Origin of the sequence: Brevibacillus sp. HB2.2 (assembly GCF_013284275.1) — a bacterium.
GTDB classification, from domain to species: domain Bacteria; phylum Bacillota; class Bacilli; order Brevibacillales; family Brevibacillaceae; genus Brevibacillus; species Brevibacillus brevis_D.
The window spans coordinates 38,898-54,242 of record NZ_JABSUV010000020.1; the positions used below are offsets into that span (position 1 = coordinate 38,898).

17 protein-coding genes and 1 other annotated feature are annotated in these 15,345 nt (G+C 47.7%); of the genes, 1 reads left to right on the forward strand and 16 read right to left on the reverse strand.

Translation table 11 applies throughout. From position 1 onward, the window contains the following. Window positions 1–48 precede the first annotated feature (48 nt). The 5 genes from HP401_RS15795 to glmU form a co-directional block, all read right to left on the reverse strand. Window positions 49–279 (reverse strand): anti-sigma-F factor Fin, encoded by a 231-nt coding sequence (locus HP401_RS15795; protein WP_007726431.1) that lies wholly within the window; start codon window positions 277–279, stop codon window positions 49–51. A 61-nt stretch (window positions 280–340) separates the two neighbouring features. After that, window positions 341–910: an aminoacyl-tRNA hydrolase gene (gene pth, locus HP401_RS15800; RefSeq protein ID WP_064202230.1), complete on the reverse strand. Its 570-nt coding sequence runs from the start codon at window positions 908–910 to the stop codon at window positions 341–343. A 104-nt stretch (window positions 911–1,014) separates the two neighbouring features. Next, window positions 1,015–1,623, reverse strand: a complete 609-nt coding sequence (locus tag HP401_RS15805) for a 50S ribosomal protein L25 (RefSeq protein WP_064202231.1) — start codon at window positions 1,621–1,623, stop codon at window positions 1,015–1,017. Window positions 1,624–1,713: 90 nt separating this feature from the next. Continuing rightward, window positions 1,714–2,664 (reverse strand): ribose-phosphate diphosphokinase, encoded by a 951-nt coding sequence (locus tag HP401_RS15810; RefSeq protein ID WP_007726399.1) that lies wholly within the window; start codon window positions 2,662–2,664, stop codon window positions 1,714–1,716. A 22-nt stretch (window positions 2,665–2,686) separates the two neighbouring features. Further along, complete coding sequence (gene glmU, locus HP401_RS15815; RefSeq protein WP_087350655.1) at window positions 2,687–4,072, reverse strand: bifunctional UDP-N-acetylglucosamine diphosphorylase/glucosamine-1-phosphate N-acetyltransferase GlmU; 1,386 nt, start codon at window positions 4,070–4,072, stop codon at window positions 2,687–2,689. A gap of 195 nt (window positions 4,073–4,267) precedes the next feature. Here glmU and HP401_RS15820 point away from each other — a divergent pair, with 195 nt between their 5' ends. Continuing rightward, window positions 4,268–5,284: a CobW family GTP-binding protein gene (locus HP401_RS15820; RefSeq protein ID WP_173605673.1), complete on the forward strand. Its 1,017-nt coding sequence runs from the start codon at window positions 4,268–4,270 to the stop codon at window positions 5,282–5,284. A 54-nt stretch (window positions 5,285–5,338) separates the two neighbouring features. On the opposite strand, the gene spoVG is transcribed toward HP401_RS15820, so the two are convergent. From spoVG to metG, 11 genes are all read right to left on the reverse strand, one after another. Further along, window positions 5,339–5,626, reverse strand: coding sequence for a septation regulator SpoVG (gene spoVG, locus HP401_RS15825; RefSeq protein WP_007719936.1), 288 nt, complete (start codon window positions 5,624–5,626; stop codon window positions 5,339–5,341). Between the two features lie 191 nt (window positions 5,627–5,817). Continuing rightward, a complete protein-coding gene (locus HP401_RS15830; RefSeq protein ID WP_173605674.1) occupies window positions 5,818–6,198 on the reverse strand; it encodes a RidA family protein in 381 nt (126 codons plus the stop codon). Between the two features lie 6 nt (window positions 6,199–6,204). Continuing rightward, window positions 6,205–7,038: a pur operon repressor gene (gene purR / locus HP401_RS15835; protein WP_173605675.1), complete on the reverse strand. Its 834-nt coding sequence runs from the start codon at window positions 7,036–7,038 to the stop codon at window positions 6,205–6,207. A gap of 55 nt (window positions 7,039–7,093) precedes the next feature. Beyond that, the gene (gene ispE / locus HP401_RS15840; protein WP_012683867.1) at window positions 7,094–7,972 is read right to left on the reverse strand and encodes a 4-(cytidine 5'-diphospho)-2-C-methyl-D-erythritol kinase; all 879 of its coding nucleotides are present in this window, start codon (window positions 7,970–7,972) and stop codon (window positions 7,094–7,096) included. Between the two features lie 215 nt (window positions 7,973–8,187). Further along, entirely contained in the window at window positions 8,188–8,367 is a 180-nt protein-coding gene (locus HP401_RS15845; protein WP_012683866.1) for a small, acid-soluble spore protein, alpha/beta type, read from the reverse strand. A 117-nt stretch (window positions 8,368–8,484) separates the two neighbouring features. After that, window positions 8,485–8,757, reverse strand: a complete 273-nt coding sequence (gene veg, locus HP401_RS15850; RefSeq protein WP_005830485.1) for a biofilm formation stimulator Veg — start codon at window positions 8,755–8,757, stop codon at window positions 8,485–8,487. Between the two features lie 215 nt (window positions 8,758–8,972). Beyond that, entirely contained in the window at window positions 8,973–9,866 is an 894-nt protein-coding gene (gene rsmA, locus HP401_RS15855; protein WP_016740913.1) for a 16S rRNA (adenine(1518)-N(6)/adenine(1519)-N(6))-dimethyltransferase RsmA, read from the reverse strand. A gap of 3 nt (window positions 9,867–9,869) precedes the next feature. After that, window positions 9,870–10,418 carry a ribonuclease M5 gene (gene rnmV / locus HP401_RS15860; protein WP_173605722.1) on the reverse strand — a complete coding sequence of 183 codons (549 nt, stop codon included), beginning with the start codon at window positions 10,416–10,418 and terminating at the stop codon, window positions 9,870–9,872. Window positions 10,419–10,587: 169 nt separating this feature from the next. Continuing rightward, window positions 10,588–11,685 carry a resuscitation-promoting factor gene (locus HP401_RS15865; protein WP_173605676.1) on the reverse strand — a complete coding sequence of 366 codons (1,098 nt, stop codon included), beginning with the start codon at window positions 11,683–11,685 and terminating at the stop codon, window positions 10,588–10,590. A 358-nt stretch (window positions 11,686–12,043) separates the two neighbouring features. Continuing rightward, window positions 12,044–12,814, reverse strand: coding sequence for a TatD family hydrolase (locus HP401_RS15870; protein WP_012683862.1), 771 nt, complete (start codon window positions 12,812–12,814; stop codon window positions 12,044–12,046). A 27-nt stretch (window positions 12,815–12,841) separates the two neighbouring features. Beyond that, a complete protein-coding gene (gene metG / locus HP401_RS15875) occupies window positions 12,842–14,869 on the reverse strand; it encodes a methionine--tRNA ligase (RefSeq protein WP_173605677.1) in 2,028 nt (675 codons plus the stop codon). A 57-nt stretch (window positions 14,870–14,926) separates the two neighbouring features. After that, window positions 14,927–15,180 (reverse strand) — a binding site (T-box leader). Between the last annotated feature and the right edge of the window lie 165 nt (window positions 15,181–15,345).

The following is a 15,345-nucleotide window of genomic DNA, read 5'->3' on the forward strand; positions in this document are numbered from 1 at the left end:
CCCCAAGCTAAGGCCTTGTCAGTGCAAGCCTCCCTAATGCGTATCCACTTATTGAAGTGGGTTTCCGACTAGCGAAAGCTCTGGATGCTGAATCAGCGCTTCACGGCAATAGTCGCACGTGATGCTGACGACCGTATCTCCACTTTGTTCTCTCGATATTATAAGAGCACGTTCCTCCGGGGTCAAGGAATCAAACCCGAGTTGCGCTTCTGTTACTTGCGATTCGTCAAATTCTGCAATCTTCATGCCGCAGCAACGACATGTATAGCGTATGCTCATGCACATACCACCCCCATACTGTTCCTATCGGTTAGTATGGACGAATGGGTGGGAAATCATACTACTTCTTCAAGCTGTTGTAATGGTTCATGACCTTTAAAAACGACTCTCTTGTCCACATGGCGCATGCATCAGCAGCCAAGCTCACCGCTTCTTGAATGTCGGCTCTTTCCGCCACTGGAAACGTATTCAAAACATAGTCGCTGACGCTCCGCCCTGGTTCAGGACGACTGATTCCGACCTTGATTCGTTTAAACTCCTGTGTGCCCAAATGCTGAATCATCGACTTGATGCCGTTGTGCCCACCAGCGCTGCCTTTTTCTCGCAGACGTAGATGGCCCGTCGGCAAATCAAGATCGTCGTAGATGACGACGAGATCGTCCGGAATGAGCTTGTAAAACTTCAGGACTTCCGCAACCGATTCACCGGAGAGATTCATGTACGTCTGTGGCTTCACCAGCAGCACCTTCTCGCCCTCGATTCGGCCTTCGCCCACGAGTGCGCGAAACTTGTTTTGTGTAACAGGAATTCCCCATTTGTCGCTAATCTTATCTATGGCCATAAAGCCAGCATTATGTCTGGTGTCTTCATATTTTTTGCCGGGATTACCCAATCCAATTATGACTTTCACGCTTATTCCCTCCTACTCTCTTCCCATTGTACTCCAATGGTCACGTGAACAAAAGGAAAAGGGCAGAGATGAAATCACCTCGCCCTGCTTTTTCATGCTCTATTTTATTCGTTCGCGGTTCCTGCTTTTTCAGCCACTGCTTCTGCTTCTTGCTCCGCATCAATCGATTCTTCCGACTTGGCCTTAACTGGCAGGACACTGATCAACACTTCCGTGGAATCAAGCCCCAGCTCCACACCTGGCGGGACTGTCAAATCCCCTACCAACACGACATCCCCGATGTTGAACCCGTCGACATCGACTAGGAACGATTCTGGTATATTACCTGGCAAGCAAGTCACTTCCACACTGTGGCGGACAAGGGTAGCTACACCCAATTCCGGATCTCCTGTCATGAGGACAGGGACAGACGTGTGTATTTTTTCATTCATATTGATCTTCTTAAAATCTGCATGCAAAATGTTCCCCTGCAAAGGATGCCGTTGCAGCTCATAAACCATGACATCATGCGTGTTCCCGTCTACACTTAACCGGAATGGCTTGTTCGTCGACTGCTGACGCAGGGCCGCATCCAGCTCTCTTCCTTTGACCTGAATCGGCTTATTGCCCACTTCGCTGCCGTAGATAATACCGGGAACCCAACCTTCGTTACGCAGCACCTTTACAGCATTGCCTGTCTTTTTTTCGCGAGACTGTGCCTGTAATTGTTCCACAAAAAAACCTCCTTCGGACCGCTAGTAAAAGTTTCCTCACTAGCTTGTCCATCGGAGGTTTAGTTCAACCCCCAAAGAGGGGATTGTATATTAATCGAACAACTTGCTTACGGAAAGCTCTTCGTGAACACGAATGATTGCTTCACCAATGATTGGCGCTACGGAAAGAACGGTAATCTTATCGATAATTTGTTCTTCTGTCAGCGGAATCGAGTTGGTCACAATCAGTTCCTTGATCTTCGAGTTAGCAATACGCTCAATAGCAGGACCAGACAGAACTGGGTGCGTGCAGCATGCATATACTTCACGTGCGCCTGCTTCTACAAGTGCACTAGCAGCCAGTGTGATCGTTCCAGCGGTATCGATAATATCGTCGATGATGATCGCTGTTTTGCCTTCGATGTTACCCACGATGTTCATTACTTCGGCTACGTTTGGTTCTGGGCGACGTTTGTCAATAATGGCAATAGGCGCTTCCAGACGTTCTGCCAATTTACGAGCACGGGTCACTCCACCGTGATCTGGAGATACAACAACGATATCTTTCAGACCTTTTTCAGAGAAGTGTTTACCTAGGATAGGCACACCCAGCAGATGATCTACTGGAATATCGAAGAAGCCTTGGATTTGTGTTGCGTGCAGATCCATCGTAATCACACGTTGTGCACCTGCAGTCTCGATCAGGTTAGCAACCAGCTTCGCTGTGATTGGATCGCGTGCACGTGCTTTACGATCTTGACGAGCATAACCGTAGTAAGGAATGACCACGTTGATACTCTTAGCCGAAGCGCGCTTCAATGCATCGACCATCACCAAAAGCTCCATCAGATGCTCATTAACGGGAGCAGATGTTGGCTGAATGACAAATACGTCACAACCGCGAACGCTTTCATTGAGTTTGAGTTGGCATTCGCCATCACTAAAGCGCACTACTTGTGCGTTTCCGAGTGGTACGCCGATGTGTTCGGCGATTTCTTTTGCCAGTTCCGGGTTTGCGTTGCACGTAAATACCTTCAGTTTTGGGTCGCGGTAGTTAGCCATGATCTTCTCAAGAACCTCCCGTTTATGATTGCTTTTTGCCCTTGCGAGGCATTTTGTTCGCGTAATCGATTTTATTTACTTGACGCTCACGTGCGATCGCAAGCGCATTATCTGGCACATCTTGATTAATGGTCGAACCTGCAGCTACATAAGCATTTTGTCCAACTGTAACTGGTGCAACCAGATTGCTGTTGCATCCGATGAATGCGCCATCTTTTACTGTTGTTTTATGCTTCACTGCTCCATCGTAGTTGACGGTAATCGTTCCACAACCAATATTGACTCCGTCTCCGATTTCCGCATCTCCTACATAGCTGAGATGTGGAACCTTCGTACCGTCACCAATTTTCGCATTTTTCAATTCCACGAAATCACCGATTTTGGCGTTGCTTCCAATCTGTGATCCTGGTCGAACATAAGCAAATGGCCCGACAGAAGAATCGCTTTCTACACGCGAATCAACCATCACCGAGTAAGAAATAGTCACGCCACTCGCTACTTCCACATTCGTTAGATCCGCTTGGGGTCCGATTACACAATCAGCTCCAACGGTTGTTTGTCCACGCAGGAAAGAACCTGGGTGGATCACGGTATCTGCCTCAATCTTCACATCAGTTTCGATGTACGTAGAAGTTGGGTCGATGATTGTCACACCATTACGCATGTGACCAGTCATAATACGTTTTTTCATGTAGGCTTCTGCTTCCGATAGCTGCACACGATCGTTCACACCCATTGTTTCCTCTGGGTCAATCGCTTCGTACCCCACTACCTTTTCACCTGCATCACGCAAAATACCGACAACGTCTGTTACATAGTATTCGCCTTGTGCGTTGTCATTTTTCACTTCCGCCAAGGCTTTCCACAATTTTCGGTTGTCATAGCAGTATATGCCCGTATTAATTTCTCTGATCGCCCGTTCCGCTTCCGAAGCGTCTTTATGTTCCACGATTCGCAATACTTCGCCCGCCTCATTGCGCACGATACGCCCATAACCTGTTGCGTCAGGTAACACGGCGGTTAATACAGTTGCAGCCGCTTGCTGCTCCTCGTGATAGGTCAGCAAGGCCGACAACGTAGTCGCTGACAAGAGGGGAACGTCTCCATATAAAAGAAACGTAGTGCCTTCTTTATCTTGTAAAAACGGCGCTGCCTGCGAAACGGCATGGGCCGTTCCCAACTGTTCTTCTTGCAGTGCATAAGTGACGTCCTCGCCTAGCTTGGCACGGACAGCGTCAGCACCATGACCTACGACGACAACGATATCCTGAACCTGCATGGACGCCATCGTATCGACTACATGCTGAACCATTGGCTTTCCGCACACAGGGTGCAGGACTTTGTACAGCTTCGATTTCATCCGTGTACCCTGACCAGCAGCCAGAACCACGGCATGGATCTTAGACATGTCAACCCTCCATCGTAGAAGTTCCACAATGACTATATCCTAATTCATATGTGAATTTCAAGACAATCGATACAGGATTCTCCCTGATTCCTTGCATTGCCAGTAGTTAGACACAAGCCAGACAACATTTAATTTTCTGACAGAAATGTGATATATTGTTGGGCGAAAGGGGTTATTTGAAGGAGGTAGGATGAGATGAGCGCAGAGGTATACTTGCTGACTGGGTACTTAGGAAGCGGAAAAACCACCCTTTTGCAAAAATGGCTGACTCATTTGCGCATCACAGACCAGAAAGTAGTCGTCTTCATGAATGAAATGGGGGAGGAAGATATTGACGGGGAACAATTGCAAGGCTTCGGCTTTCCTGTCAAAAAAATGCTCGATGGCTGCATATGCTGCTCGATCAAAGGCGAGCTAACGGAAGGCTTAAAAGATATTATGAACACCATTGCGCCAGACCGAATCCTCATCGAGACTACTGGCGTAGCCGATCCACTCGATGTCATCGATACGATTACCCATCCAGAGCTGTACGATCGACTGGAGTTAAAAGGGACCATTAGTGTTGTCGACGCCTCTCGTTTTCTCGACCTCAACTCACGATTCTCCTCGACTACCACTCTGGTCAAAACGATTCGAAATCAAGTGCGTTACGCAGACCTGCTTCTTTTGAACAAAACCGATTTGACTAGTCCTGATGTCATAGAGCGAGTCCGTCAAAAGCTCAGTGAGATCAATCCGACTGCCCCCATACACGCTACTGTTCAGGCAGAAATAGAAGTCTCCCGGCTTTTGTCAGTCAAACGCACCGTTCATGAGCGATCGCCAGGCAACGAGACAAGCCGCCCCATTGCTGTACAGAAAAGCATCGGCCGAATGTCAACGATGGACAGGCTCAAGCAATCCCTTGGCCTAAAAACAAGCCAACCCTCTCTCTACAATAGTATCGAAACGTTTTCCTATGTATTCACCGGGCCCGTAGACGCGAAAAAATTCGAGGACTTTCTGTACGATCTTCCCAAAAACGTCTATCGGGCAAAAGGCTACGTTCAGTTCCACGGAAAGCCCGAGCTGATCTCGTTTCAACATACCGATAATCAGGTGCTCCTGTTCCCTTTTGAAAATTTCGGACCGAAAATGGTAGCTGTCTTCATCGGGGAAGGAATGGACCGAGAAATTATTTTGAACGATCTAATCAAATGTTATGGTTAACGGACGCCGAAGCACCCTGCCGCAAGTGACAGGGTGCTTTGTGTTCAGGACTTTTTAAGCACCAGCTTCGATAGTGCTCTCTTCCTCTTGACCTACGCGGTCGTATTCTGTTAGTACTGCTGCCTGGATTTTTTCACGGGTAGTCGAAGAAATCGGATGTGCAATATCACGGAATTCTCCATCTGGTGTACGCTTGCTCGGCATAGCTACAAACATACCATTGTTTCCGTCAATGACACGGATATCATGAACCACAAACTCATGGTCAATTGTAATGGATGCAATCGCTTTCATCCTACCATCCGTATTCACTCGGCGAAGTCTTACGTCTGTTACTTCCATCTAGTTCACTCCCTTTATCTATGTAACGCGTTTAGGATTATTTCCACCCGCTGGGTAAATATTCCTGCTTACCATTATGCAATATTTGAAAAAATATATAAATATGTTTATATGTCATTTTTTGGAAACATTTTCTGCAAGTACAAAAAAAGCCCAATGCGCGTGGCATCGGGCCGTTTTTCCATTATTTTCTATTCGATATAAGCTACAATTTCGATTTCAACTTTTACGTCACGCGGCAGTCGTGCCACTTCCACAGTAGAGCGAGCTGGCTTGTGATCACCGAAATATTGACCGTACACTTCGTTCAGTTGACCAAAATCATTCATGTCCTTGATGAATACAGTCACCTTCACTACATTCGTCAGGCTGCCACCAGCCTCTGCCAGTACCGCTTGAATGTTGGAAAAAACCTGATGGGTTTGCTCCACGACGTCACCCTCTACCAACGTGCCGTCTGCACGCAGCGGAATTTGACCTGATGCAAAAAGAAATGGACCTACCTTTGCAGCTTGGCTGTAAGGACCAATAGCGGCAGGAGCCTTGTCAGTTGAAACAAAAGAGATTGCCATACCTATCTACTCCCCTCTTTTTTCAAAAAAACTGCCTAGCTCTATTACAATTTGCTTGCCCTTGAAGTCTACATCCTGCAGTTTTGCAAGCGATACGTATTCATCTACCAACCGCTCAGAAACATCCGCTGTCGTTTCTACCAGTACGCCGCATCCCACAACGGTTGCTCGGAATTCCTGCAACAAATCAATCATGCCTCGCAACGTCCCGCCAGCCTTCATAAAGTCGTCCACAATGAGGACACGGGACTGCTCAGCCAAACCGCGGCGAGCGAGTGACATGGTTTGGATTCGTTTACTGGAACCTGATACATAGTTAATGCTCACTACTGAACCTTCCGTCACCTTGTTGTCACGGCGCACAATCACAACAGGTACATTCAAGAACATAGCCGTCGCATACGCAAGTGGAATCCCCTTTGTTTCCACCGTCATGACGACATCCACATTTTTATCCGCATAAGCCGTTGCAAAGAGCTTTCCGATCTTCGCCATCGTTTGTGGATTTCCAAGAATGTCTGACATGTACAAGTATCCACCTGGCAAAAGTCTCTCTGGATTAGCGAGTTGACCAATCAGTTCGCGCATGAAGTGAAGGGCCTCTTCCGTTTTGACCTGTGGAATATACTTCACTCCGCCTGCCGCTCCCGCCACCGTTTTCAACAAGCCTACCCCTTGGACTTCAAAAGCCTCTTTGATGATAGACAAGTCTTCACTGATGGATGATTTCGCTGCGCCGTATTGTTCCGCGAACAGAGTGAGAGGAGTCAGCGTATGGGGATGGGCGAGCAAGTGCTGCGTCATGTCAACCAGACGTGCACTTCTGCGCAATTTCTTCATGGCTCTTCCTCCAAAACCGAATATTATGCTGATAATGTATCATTTCCATACGGGTTTATGCAAGTATTTCCCCTTCTTGAGCGCCTAACATTCGGACAACAAACACATCTTTGACAAAACCTCGCAACGCATTGTAGATCCTATGTACTTTCGCTTCCTTTTGCACAAGAGCAAACACAGTAGGGCCGCTGCCAGACATCAGGACACCATCTGCTCCTGACGCGATCATGAGATCCTTGATCTGTCTTACTTGTGGATGGAGCGAGAGTGTAACGTTCTCCAGCACATTCCCAAGAGATTGGCACATGAGTGAAAAGTCTTGCGTCGCGATGGCTTGCAGCATCTGTTTGGTATCAGGATGATTGTCGATCTGGGCCACCCGCAGGTTGCCGTATACATCTGGGGTAGATACTCCGATAGGCGGCTTGGCTAGAATGACCCAGCACGGTGCAGGAGCTCCCAGATGCGCAATCTGTTCGCCACGCCCCGTCGCCAGCGCTGTTCCACCATAAACGCAAAATGGCACATCAGAGCCAATCTCCGCTCCGATTTTAGCCAGCTCATCTCTGGTCAACCCGAGATTCCATAATTGGTTCAAGCCGCGTAGTGTTGCCGCTGCATCACTGCTGCCACCTGCCAGTCCAGCTGCAACAGGTATTTGCTTGTCGATATACAAGTGTACGCCCTGGCGTACTTGAAATTTTGCTTTCATGAGCGTTGCCGCTTTATATGCATGGTTACGGATATCATCTGGTACGAAGCTGGCAGAACAGTCCAGCGTAATCTCACCATCTTCGCGTAGAGTCATGTCCACACGATCTGCCAAGTCTACGGTTGTCATCACCATTTCTACTTCGTGATAACCGTCCGGCCGTTTGGCAAGCACATCGAGAGTCAAATTAATTTTGGCCGGAGCTTTGACCGAGATACGCACGTAATTCACCTCTGCCTACTTTCTAAATTTCCTAGTTTCTTATTGTAGCATAGGCAAACTCTCCCATGCCACTTGATCAATTAAAAAGAATAGGATCGAGAGCATTATGGGGATTTTGAAAATTCAGCCCTCTTTCCAGAAAAAAAGCCGGGATGCCCCGGCCTTGTCAACGAGTTTTTATGGTGAGAAACGTCCGTACGTTCAAAACCCAAACGTTACAATCGCTTAGCGGCTAATGCTTCCTCAGCAAGCTGAACAGCGCGCTTGACCATGTTACCCGCGTCCCGTGTCGTGATGCCTCCCCAACCCTCGGATTTTACCGTATCGTAAAACCCAAGCTCTTTGGCCAGTTCCATCTTAAACTGCTCTGACATCAGTCCTCGTCTGCGACCCATAGCACCCTCCTTCTCGTTGACAGGCTTAGTGTGCTCCATACCGCTATTTTTATTGCCTGAACCAAATGTTCAGAGCTTTTCGATATAAAAAACAAAACAGTAGAACCCAAAAGGGCTCTACTGTTGTACAAATGTGATGCGGATGTGCTCGTTTTCGCGGCACACCGTCAATTCTACTGTTTCCGTCAAGATGTCAGCATAGCTGTAAGATACCCGCTCAAAGAGTTGGTCGTCATCCAGCTTTACCACAAACACAGATGGGTAAGTTTCTTCGAGGATGCCACTACGTTCAACGGTTTTGCGGCGACCGCCATTAGCCTTCAGCAGGATGCGCTCACCAATGTGTCCGTCCAAACTACGTTTAATGTCAAGTAACGCGTTTCTTGCCATTGTTCCATCCACCTCGCTTACATCTATTATAACAGCTCACTTATATTTTGTCAAAGAAATAAAAAATTATAGCAACCCTGCAGATATTTTGTCAACGGGGTTTTTTTCATAAAAAACGTAGATATTTGTCAAAAGATATGCATAAAGGGCATAAATACGCAAAAACCCCCTTTCTGGGGGATCGCGCCCAAAAATAAGGGGGTTGTCTACACGATTTACGTAATCAGTCCGCGGCGCATACCTTCGTTCGCTAGGCGGGCAAATTCGTCCAAACTGAGTGTTTCACCACGTCGGGTCGGATCGATCCCGATGTCAGTGAGCATCTGTATTACTTCATCCTTTTGGGTTTTAGGAAACAGTCCATTCATTAGGTTGTTCAACAATGTCTTGCGGCGCTGTGCAAACGAGCTGCGTACCACCCGGAAAAACACGTCCTGATCATCTACCTCCACTGGCGGACGATCTCTTACCTTTAAACGAATCACTGCCGAGTCGACATTCGGACGCGGGATAAAAACACTTGCAGGCACAATCATCGCTACTTCTGTATCTGCATAGAATTGAGCTGCGACTGACAGAGAGCCATAGTCTTTCGTTCCTGGTTTGGCTGCAATTCTCTCTGCCACTTCCTTTTGAATCATAACTACGATGTTCTCGAGGGGCAATCTCTCTTCCAGTAGCTTCATCAGGATCGGTGTCGTCACATAGTAAGGCAAATTCGCCACTACGCTCAGCTTTTCCACTCCTGTCATCTTTTCTTCTATTAACTTCTTCAGATCCAGCCCCAGTACGTCCCCATGAACGACTTCAATATTTTCATAGGGTGACAGCGTGTCCTGCAAAATAGGCAAAAGACGCTGGTCGATTTCGATCGCCATCACTTTTTTGGCTGCTCGTCCCAATTGCTCCGTTAGCGCACCGATACCGGGCCCAATCTCAATCGCTCCCTTTTCCTTGGTGAGGTCTGCCTCTGAAACAATGTTGTGTAAAATGTTGGTGTCTATCAGGAAGTTCTGGCCCAGACTCTTCTTAAAAGCAAAGCCGTACTTCTCCAATATCTCTTTTGTACGCGTCGGTGTGGCAATATCCTTGCCCGCTATTTGGGTCATGGCTTACTCCCTCTCTTTGTTGATGGCTGCAATAGCCGCTTCGAATTCTGCTCGACTGATTTGGAAGGCATTGAGCCGCTGCAGCATTTGCTTGGCGTTGGCATATCCGATCCCCAATGCTTCTCCCAGCTTGATTCTGCGTTCTTTGGCATCTACACCGGACGTCAGGCCATTTGCCAACAAGTCGTCAGAGGTAATCTCCCCAGCGGTTTCCACCATTTCGGTACGCACTTCTGAGAGCGCACGAATAATCACGTCAGGTGTCGCGTTTTCGACACCGATGTCGCCCTTTTTGGTTCCATCCTCCTGGGTAATAAATGCGTGCTTACAGCCTGGAACTGACTTGCTAATAATTTTTCGGATGCGCTCCCCTTGATAATCAGGGTCTGTGAAAATAATAACACCGCGCCTTTGTTGCGCCAGCCTGATTTTTTCAATCGTTCTTTTATGAATGGCAGAACCGCCAGTTTCAATCGTATCGGCATTAACCGCGCGCTTGATCGTTGCGGTATCGTCTCGTCCTTCGACCACGATGACTTCCTTGATCTTCATCATGTGCTCCCACTTTCGTACAAAATCGGTACGATACTATTGTTCCAAAAAAACCGTACCTCAAGCAAAAAATACATGAAACATTTGGTAAACAGGATCGTCTAACTAACAAACAGCTTATCACAATAACCATCTAGGAAACAGAAGAACAGGAGCAATCGCTCCTGTCCTAAGGCTTCTGTGGTCCAATGATATATACAGTTTTGTTGCGCTTGCGACCGAAATTCCTCGCCTCGGACTCCGTGCCTACGAATACGTCGATTTTGCCACCTTTCATGGCACCACCCGTATCTTCAGCTCGACGATACCCAACACCTTCAATGTACACCCACCATCCATACGGAATGACGTTAGGATCTACAGCGATTGTGTGACCTACCTTGGCTTTTGCCCCTGTTGATGTGCGTCCATATCCCGGAGAGCTTGGGTGTTTGCCACCTCCCGAAGGAGTATAAGCGGTCAGGGTAACCCCGTTCAGTACTTTTTTCGGCCTAAATACTTTTCCACCACGCGAGACCGGACCCGCCGCAGAAGCAACCAGGACCCGATCTGGTTGACCCTTTTTCTGCAACATTGGGATTGCGGTACCCACGGCTACAACATTATCTTTCTTCGGTACAAGTACATCTCTTTTGACCAGATCACGGGAGACTTCTTTCCCATCTTCCATGATTAGCTTGTAGTGTGCAATTGCCTTACCTTCTTGCCCGCTCTGTAATACGCGGCTCTTACCTTTTTCCAGCGCTGGATCATTTTTGCGTATTTCTTGAAAGGTGACTCGCTCATCGACTTTTACCATTTTCTCAACAATTCGCTTTACGCTGATCGAGGAGTCCTTGGTAAGTGTAGCGGTCAATGCCGGTTCTACCCGGTCCTTCTCACCTAGCACGATGCCGCCGTCCTTCAACGCACCAGCAACATCACGACTAAGTGTCTCTATCGTTTTTTTCTGCCCGTCAACCTGGATTGGTATGGACCAGGTCGTATATAAAGTAATGAGTGCTCCGTCTTTTAGCTTCGTCTCTGGTGTCGGTTGAAGGGAATCCTTTTCCGTTACCGTAATGTTTCGCTCGGTTAAGAACTGCTCAACAGTCGTGGCTTTTGTAGCGACCGTCTTGCTTTCTCCGTCCAACGAAAAAGTGACCTGTTTTGGCTGAGTAGCCTGGGCAGAGAAATAGCCAATCATGGGAACGAGCACAAGAGCAAGGCAGCCAAACATGACGAGCCCACGATTCTTATACCTTTCCCATATCGCGCGTAACTCCATTTCCCACACTCCTTTTCCTAGAAAAGCACAAAGCTCTTCTTGTCTAGCCAGGTAAGGGTCGATGTAATTGCACTAATATTCTGGAAGTGGCCGGTACTTCACAAGGTCGGCTTTGATTGTATTTCACTTTCTCTCCTTTGTCAAATTTACCCTCCCTTTTGGCTGAAACGATAATGGTATCAGACTAGCAAAATAGGCTTGGCGAATGGTAGCAGAAACCTGTCGAGAAGCCATGTCGGATGGACAATAATCGTTCGACACATTGTTCATCGTATGCGTCGACAAAATCGAGTAGAACCTGGTTACTTCACACAAAAAAACGGGAAATCACGTGATCAATCGTGATTTCCCGTTTTTATTAACCGTTCATGCGAAAAAGACGTCTGGCGTTGTCTGCGGTAATTTGCGCCATTTCCTCGTAAGACAATCCATGAATGTTCGCCATTTCCTCACAGACGTAACGCACATATCCACTCTCATTTCGCTTTCCGCGGAAAGGATGCGGAGTGAGATATGGGCAATCTGTCTCTATCAACAGCTTGTCTAGCGGTACCTTCGCTGCTACTTCTTTTGGCTGCTTGGCATTTTTGAACGTAAGCGGACCACCGAACGAAATATAAAAATTCATATCGAGTGCCTGCTTCGCTGTTTCCCAGCTGCCAGAGAAGCAGTGCATGATGCCGCCAACATCTGCTGCCTTCTCTTCCTTTAGGATCGTCAAAACGTCTTGGTGTGCATCGCGATTGTGGATGATGATCGGCATGTCGAGCTTGCGAGCCAGACGAATCTGCTTGCGGAATACCTCTGCCTGCACATCACGTGGCGACGTATCCCAGTAGTAGTCCAAGCCCATTTCACCCAATCCTACTACTTTCGGATCACGACTGAGTTCCTCGATCCATTCCAGGTGTTCGTCCGTCATATCCTTGGCGTCCTGTGGATGCCAACCGATGACGGCGTAAATAAAGTCATACGCATGAGCCAAATCCATGCAGCTTGGAATTGTTTCAGCGTTGAATCCGATGTTTACAATCGTACTAACGCCATTTTCTTGCGCACGAGCAATGACTTCTGCACGATCTTCATCGAATTCATTCGCATTTAGATGAGCATGGGTTTCAAATAACAAGATGGGTCCTTCCTTTCCTTGCCCTCGTTACTTCACGATTGCTCCGTTTGGCATACTTGGGTCAACAGTCGCAAGTGTCAACTGATCTCCTGCCGATGCTGCCAAGATCATTCCTTGGGACAGCTCACCACGAAGCTTCACTGGCTTCAGGTTAGCTACGAGGATCACTTTTTTGCCGACCATATCTTCTGGGGAGTAGTATTTCGCGATACCAGAAACTACTTGGCGCTTCTCGTAGCCGAGATCCAATTGCAGAACCAACAATTTGTCTGCATTTGGATGCTTGGCACATTCCACTACCTGTGCGACGCGCAGCTCTACTTTTCCAAAATCGTCGATGCTGATTTCTTCTTTTGCATCAGCTGGCTTGTCAGTTGTTGCTTCTGTTTGGTTGGTGTTTGTTTCGCTCACAGGTGCTTCCCCTTTCAAAGCTGCTTGCTTTTTCTTGTTTTCCTCCGCTTGGCGGCGTGCCTCTGCTGTCGAGTCGTCAATGAAAGCGAGTTCCGCTTGAACATCCAGACGAGGGAAGAGCAGTTCCTTGCGGCTAACGGTGCTTCCAGCAGGCAATCCACCCCATACACTTGCAGATTCCCAGTTGGTTGCTTCTTCATTGCCCAAAATACCCAGTTGATCCCAAATTTTCGCTGGTGCTTTGGTCATGAACGGTTGGATCAGCACGGAGCTAATGCGGATGCTTTCCACCAAATTGTACATAACGGTTGCCAGACGACCTTTGGTTTCTTCGGATTTCGCCAAATTCCAAGGCATGGTCTCGTCGATGTATTTGTTTGTACGTCCCACCAGCTCCCAAATGTGAGCCAGTGCATTGGAGAAGCGCATTTCTTCTATGTGCTCTTCCACCAGCGCCTTCGTTTTCATCGCAAGGCCGATCAAGCTGTCATCCGGCTCTCCTGCATCCTGTGGAGCTGGAACAATACCATCAAAATATTTCTCAATCATCGTAGCGGTACGGCTGAGCAGATTTCCGATGTCATTAGCCAAGTCGTAGTTCAGGCGCTGTACGAACGATTCTGGCGTGAAGATGCCATCCTGACCGAAGTTGATTTCACGAAGCAGGAAGTAGCGAACGCCGTCAGAACCGTAACGGTCAATCAAAACCTTCGGGTCAATGACATTGCCCTTGGATTTTGACATTTTTCCATCCGGCATCAGAAGCCAGCCATGACCAAAAATTTGTTTTGGCAACGGGATGTCCAGTGCCATCAACAGGATTGGCCAGTAGATCGTATGGAAGCGCAAAATGTCTTTTCCAACCATGTGAACATTGGCTGGCCAGAAGTTACGATATTTGCTGTCGTCTTCGGACAAATACCCGAGAGCAGAAATATAGTTCGTCAATGCATCAATCCATACGTAAATAACATGCTCTGGATCGGTTGGCACCTTGATTCCCCAGTCAAATGTACTGCGGGATACGGACAAATCCTGGAGGCCTGGTTTCAGGAAGTTATTGATCATTTCGTTGCGGCGGCTCTCCGGTTGAATAAATTCAGGGTTTGCTTCAATGTGTGCAAGCAGTCTGTCCTGATACTTGGACATGCGGAAGAAGTAGTTTTTCTCCTTCACTTTTTTCACTTCGCGTCCACAGTCTGGGCAAATATATCCATTATCGGTTTTACATTGAGTCTCTGTCCAAAATGCCTCGTCAGGTACACAGTAGAAGCCCTCGTACTCCCCCAAGTAAATATCACCTTGATCGAGCAGACGCTGGAACACTTTTTGTACGACTTCTTTATGACGAGGCTCTGTGGTACGGATGAAATCGTCATAAGAGATGTCCAGCTTTTCCCACAGGTCCTTTACCCAATCGACAATCGGGTCGATGAATTCGAGCGGTTGTTTGCCCTCTTCGGCTGCACGCTCTTGGAGCTTTTGACCATGCTCATCTGTCCCTGTCAGGTAATACACATCATAGCCGCGCAAACGCTTATAACGTGCCATAGCATCACACGCGATTGTGGTGTAGGCGTTACCGATGTGGAGCTTGTTACTTGGATAGTAGATCGGTGTTGTAATGTAATAAGTAGGTTTCATTGCAACTATTCCCCTCCTGTTTACGTTAATGAAAATAAGGAAAAGCCCACCCCAAAAAATTGGGGCGAGCTCTATCTCGCGGTACCACCCAAATACTCCGTCCCCTCACGGAAAACGGACTTGGTGAGTCAAAACATGACTCTACCCGTAACGTGGGCATACGTCACAAACTACTTGGTACGGTCAATGCCGTCACTGTTCATTTGCAAGACTCAGGGTCCATGTTCAGCTTGCTCGCTTATACCGGTTTTCAGCTACCCCGGCTCTCTGAAATAAGGAGATCGGCTTACTCTTCCCATCATGGTCGTTTGGTATCATTTGCTGTATTTATCCTCTATTGTACACGACCAACCTGTTTTGTAAACATCCTCGACACCCCCATCTTCCTAAGCGATTTTATCGCTCGCTTCATGCCAACTTTACAAATTACAAGCAGAGAGGGGAAAACTTGGGGTTTTTGTCGAATCATCTGTTCG

Bases quoted from the DNA above. Each gene is read 5' to 3' on its own strand.
- HP401_RS15795 (WP_007726431.1), bottom strand. From the start codon at position 279: ATGAGCATACGCTATACATGTCGTTGCTGCGGCATGAAGATTGCAGAA.
- rnmV (WP_173605722.1), bottom strand. From the start codon at position 10,418: ATGAAGATCAAGGAAGTCATCGTGGTCGAAGGACGAGACGATACCGCA.
- HP401_RS15820 (WP_173605673.1), top strand. From the start codon at position 4,268: ATGAGCGCAGAGGTATACTTGCTGACTGGGTACTTAGGAAGCGGAAAA.
- spoVG (WP_007719936.1), bottom strand. From the start codon at position 5,626: ATGGAAGTAACAGACGTAAGACTTCGCCGAGTGAATACGGATGGTAGG.
- metG (WP_173605677.1), bottom strand. From the start codon at position 14,869: ATGAAACCTACTTATTACATTACAACACCGATCTACTATCCAAGTAAC.
- HP401_RS15865 (WP_173605676.1), bottom strand. From the start codon at position 11,685: ATGGAGTTACGCGCGATATGGGAAAGGTATAAGAATCGTGGGCTCGTC.
- rsmA (WP_016740913.1), bottom strand. From the start codon at position 9,866: ATGACCCAAATAGCGGGCAAGGATATTGCCACACCGACGCGTACAAAA.
- purR (WP_173605675.1), bottom strand. From the start codon at position 7,038: ATGAAGAAATTGCGCAGAAGTGCACGTCTGGTTGACATGACGCAGCAC.
- HP401_RS15830 (WP_173605674.1), bottom strand. From the start codon at position 6,198: ATGGCAATCTCTTTTGTTTCAACTGACAAGGCTCCTGCCGCTATTGGT.
- HP401_RS15810 (WP_007726399.1), bottom strand. From the start codon at position 2,664: ATGGCTAACTACCGCGACCCAAAACTGAAGGTATTTACGTGCAACGCA.
- glmU (WP_087350655.1), bottom strand. From the start codon at position 4,072: ATGTCTAAGATCCATGCCGTGGTTCTGGCTGCTGGTCAGGGTACACGG.
- HP401_RS15845 (WP_012683866.1), bottom strand. From the start codon at position 8,367: ATGGGTCGCAGACGAGGACTGATGTCAGAGCAGTTTAAGATGGAACTG.
- veg (WP_005830485.1), bottom strand. From the start codon at position 8,757: ATGGCAAGAAACGCGTTACTTGACATTAAACGTAGTTTGGACGGACAC.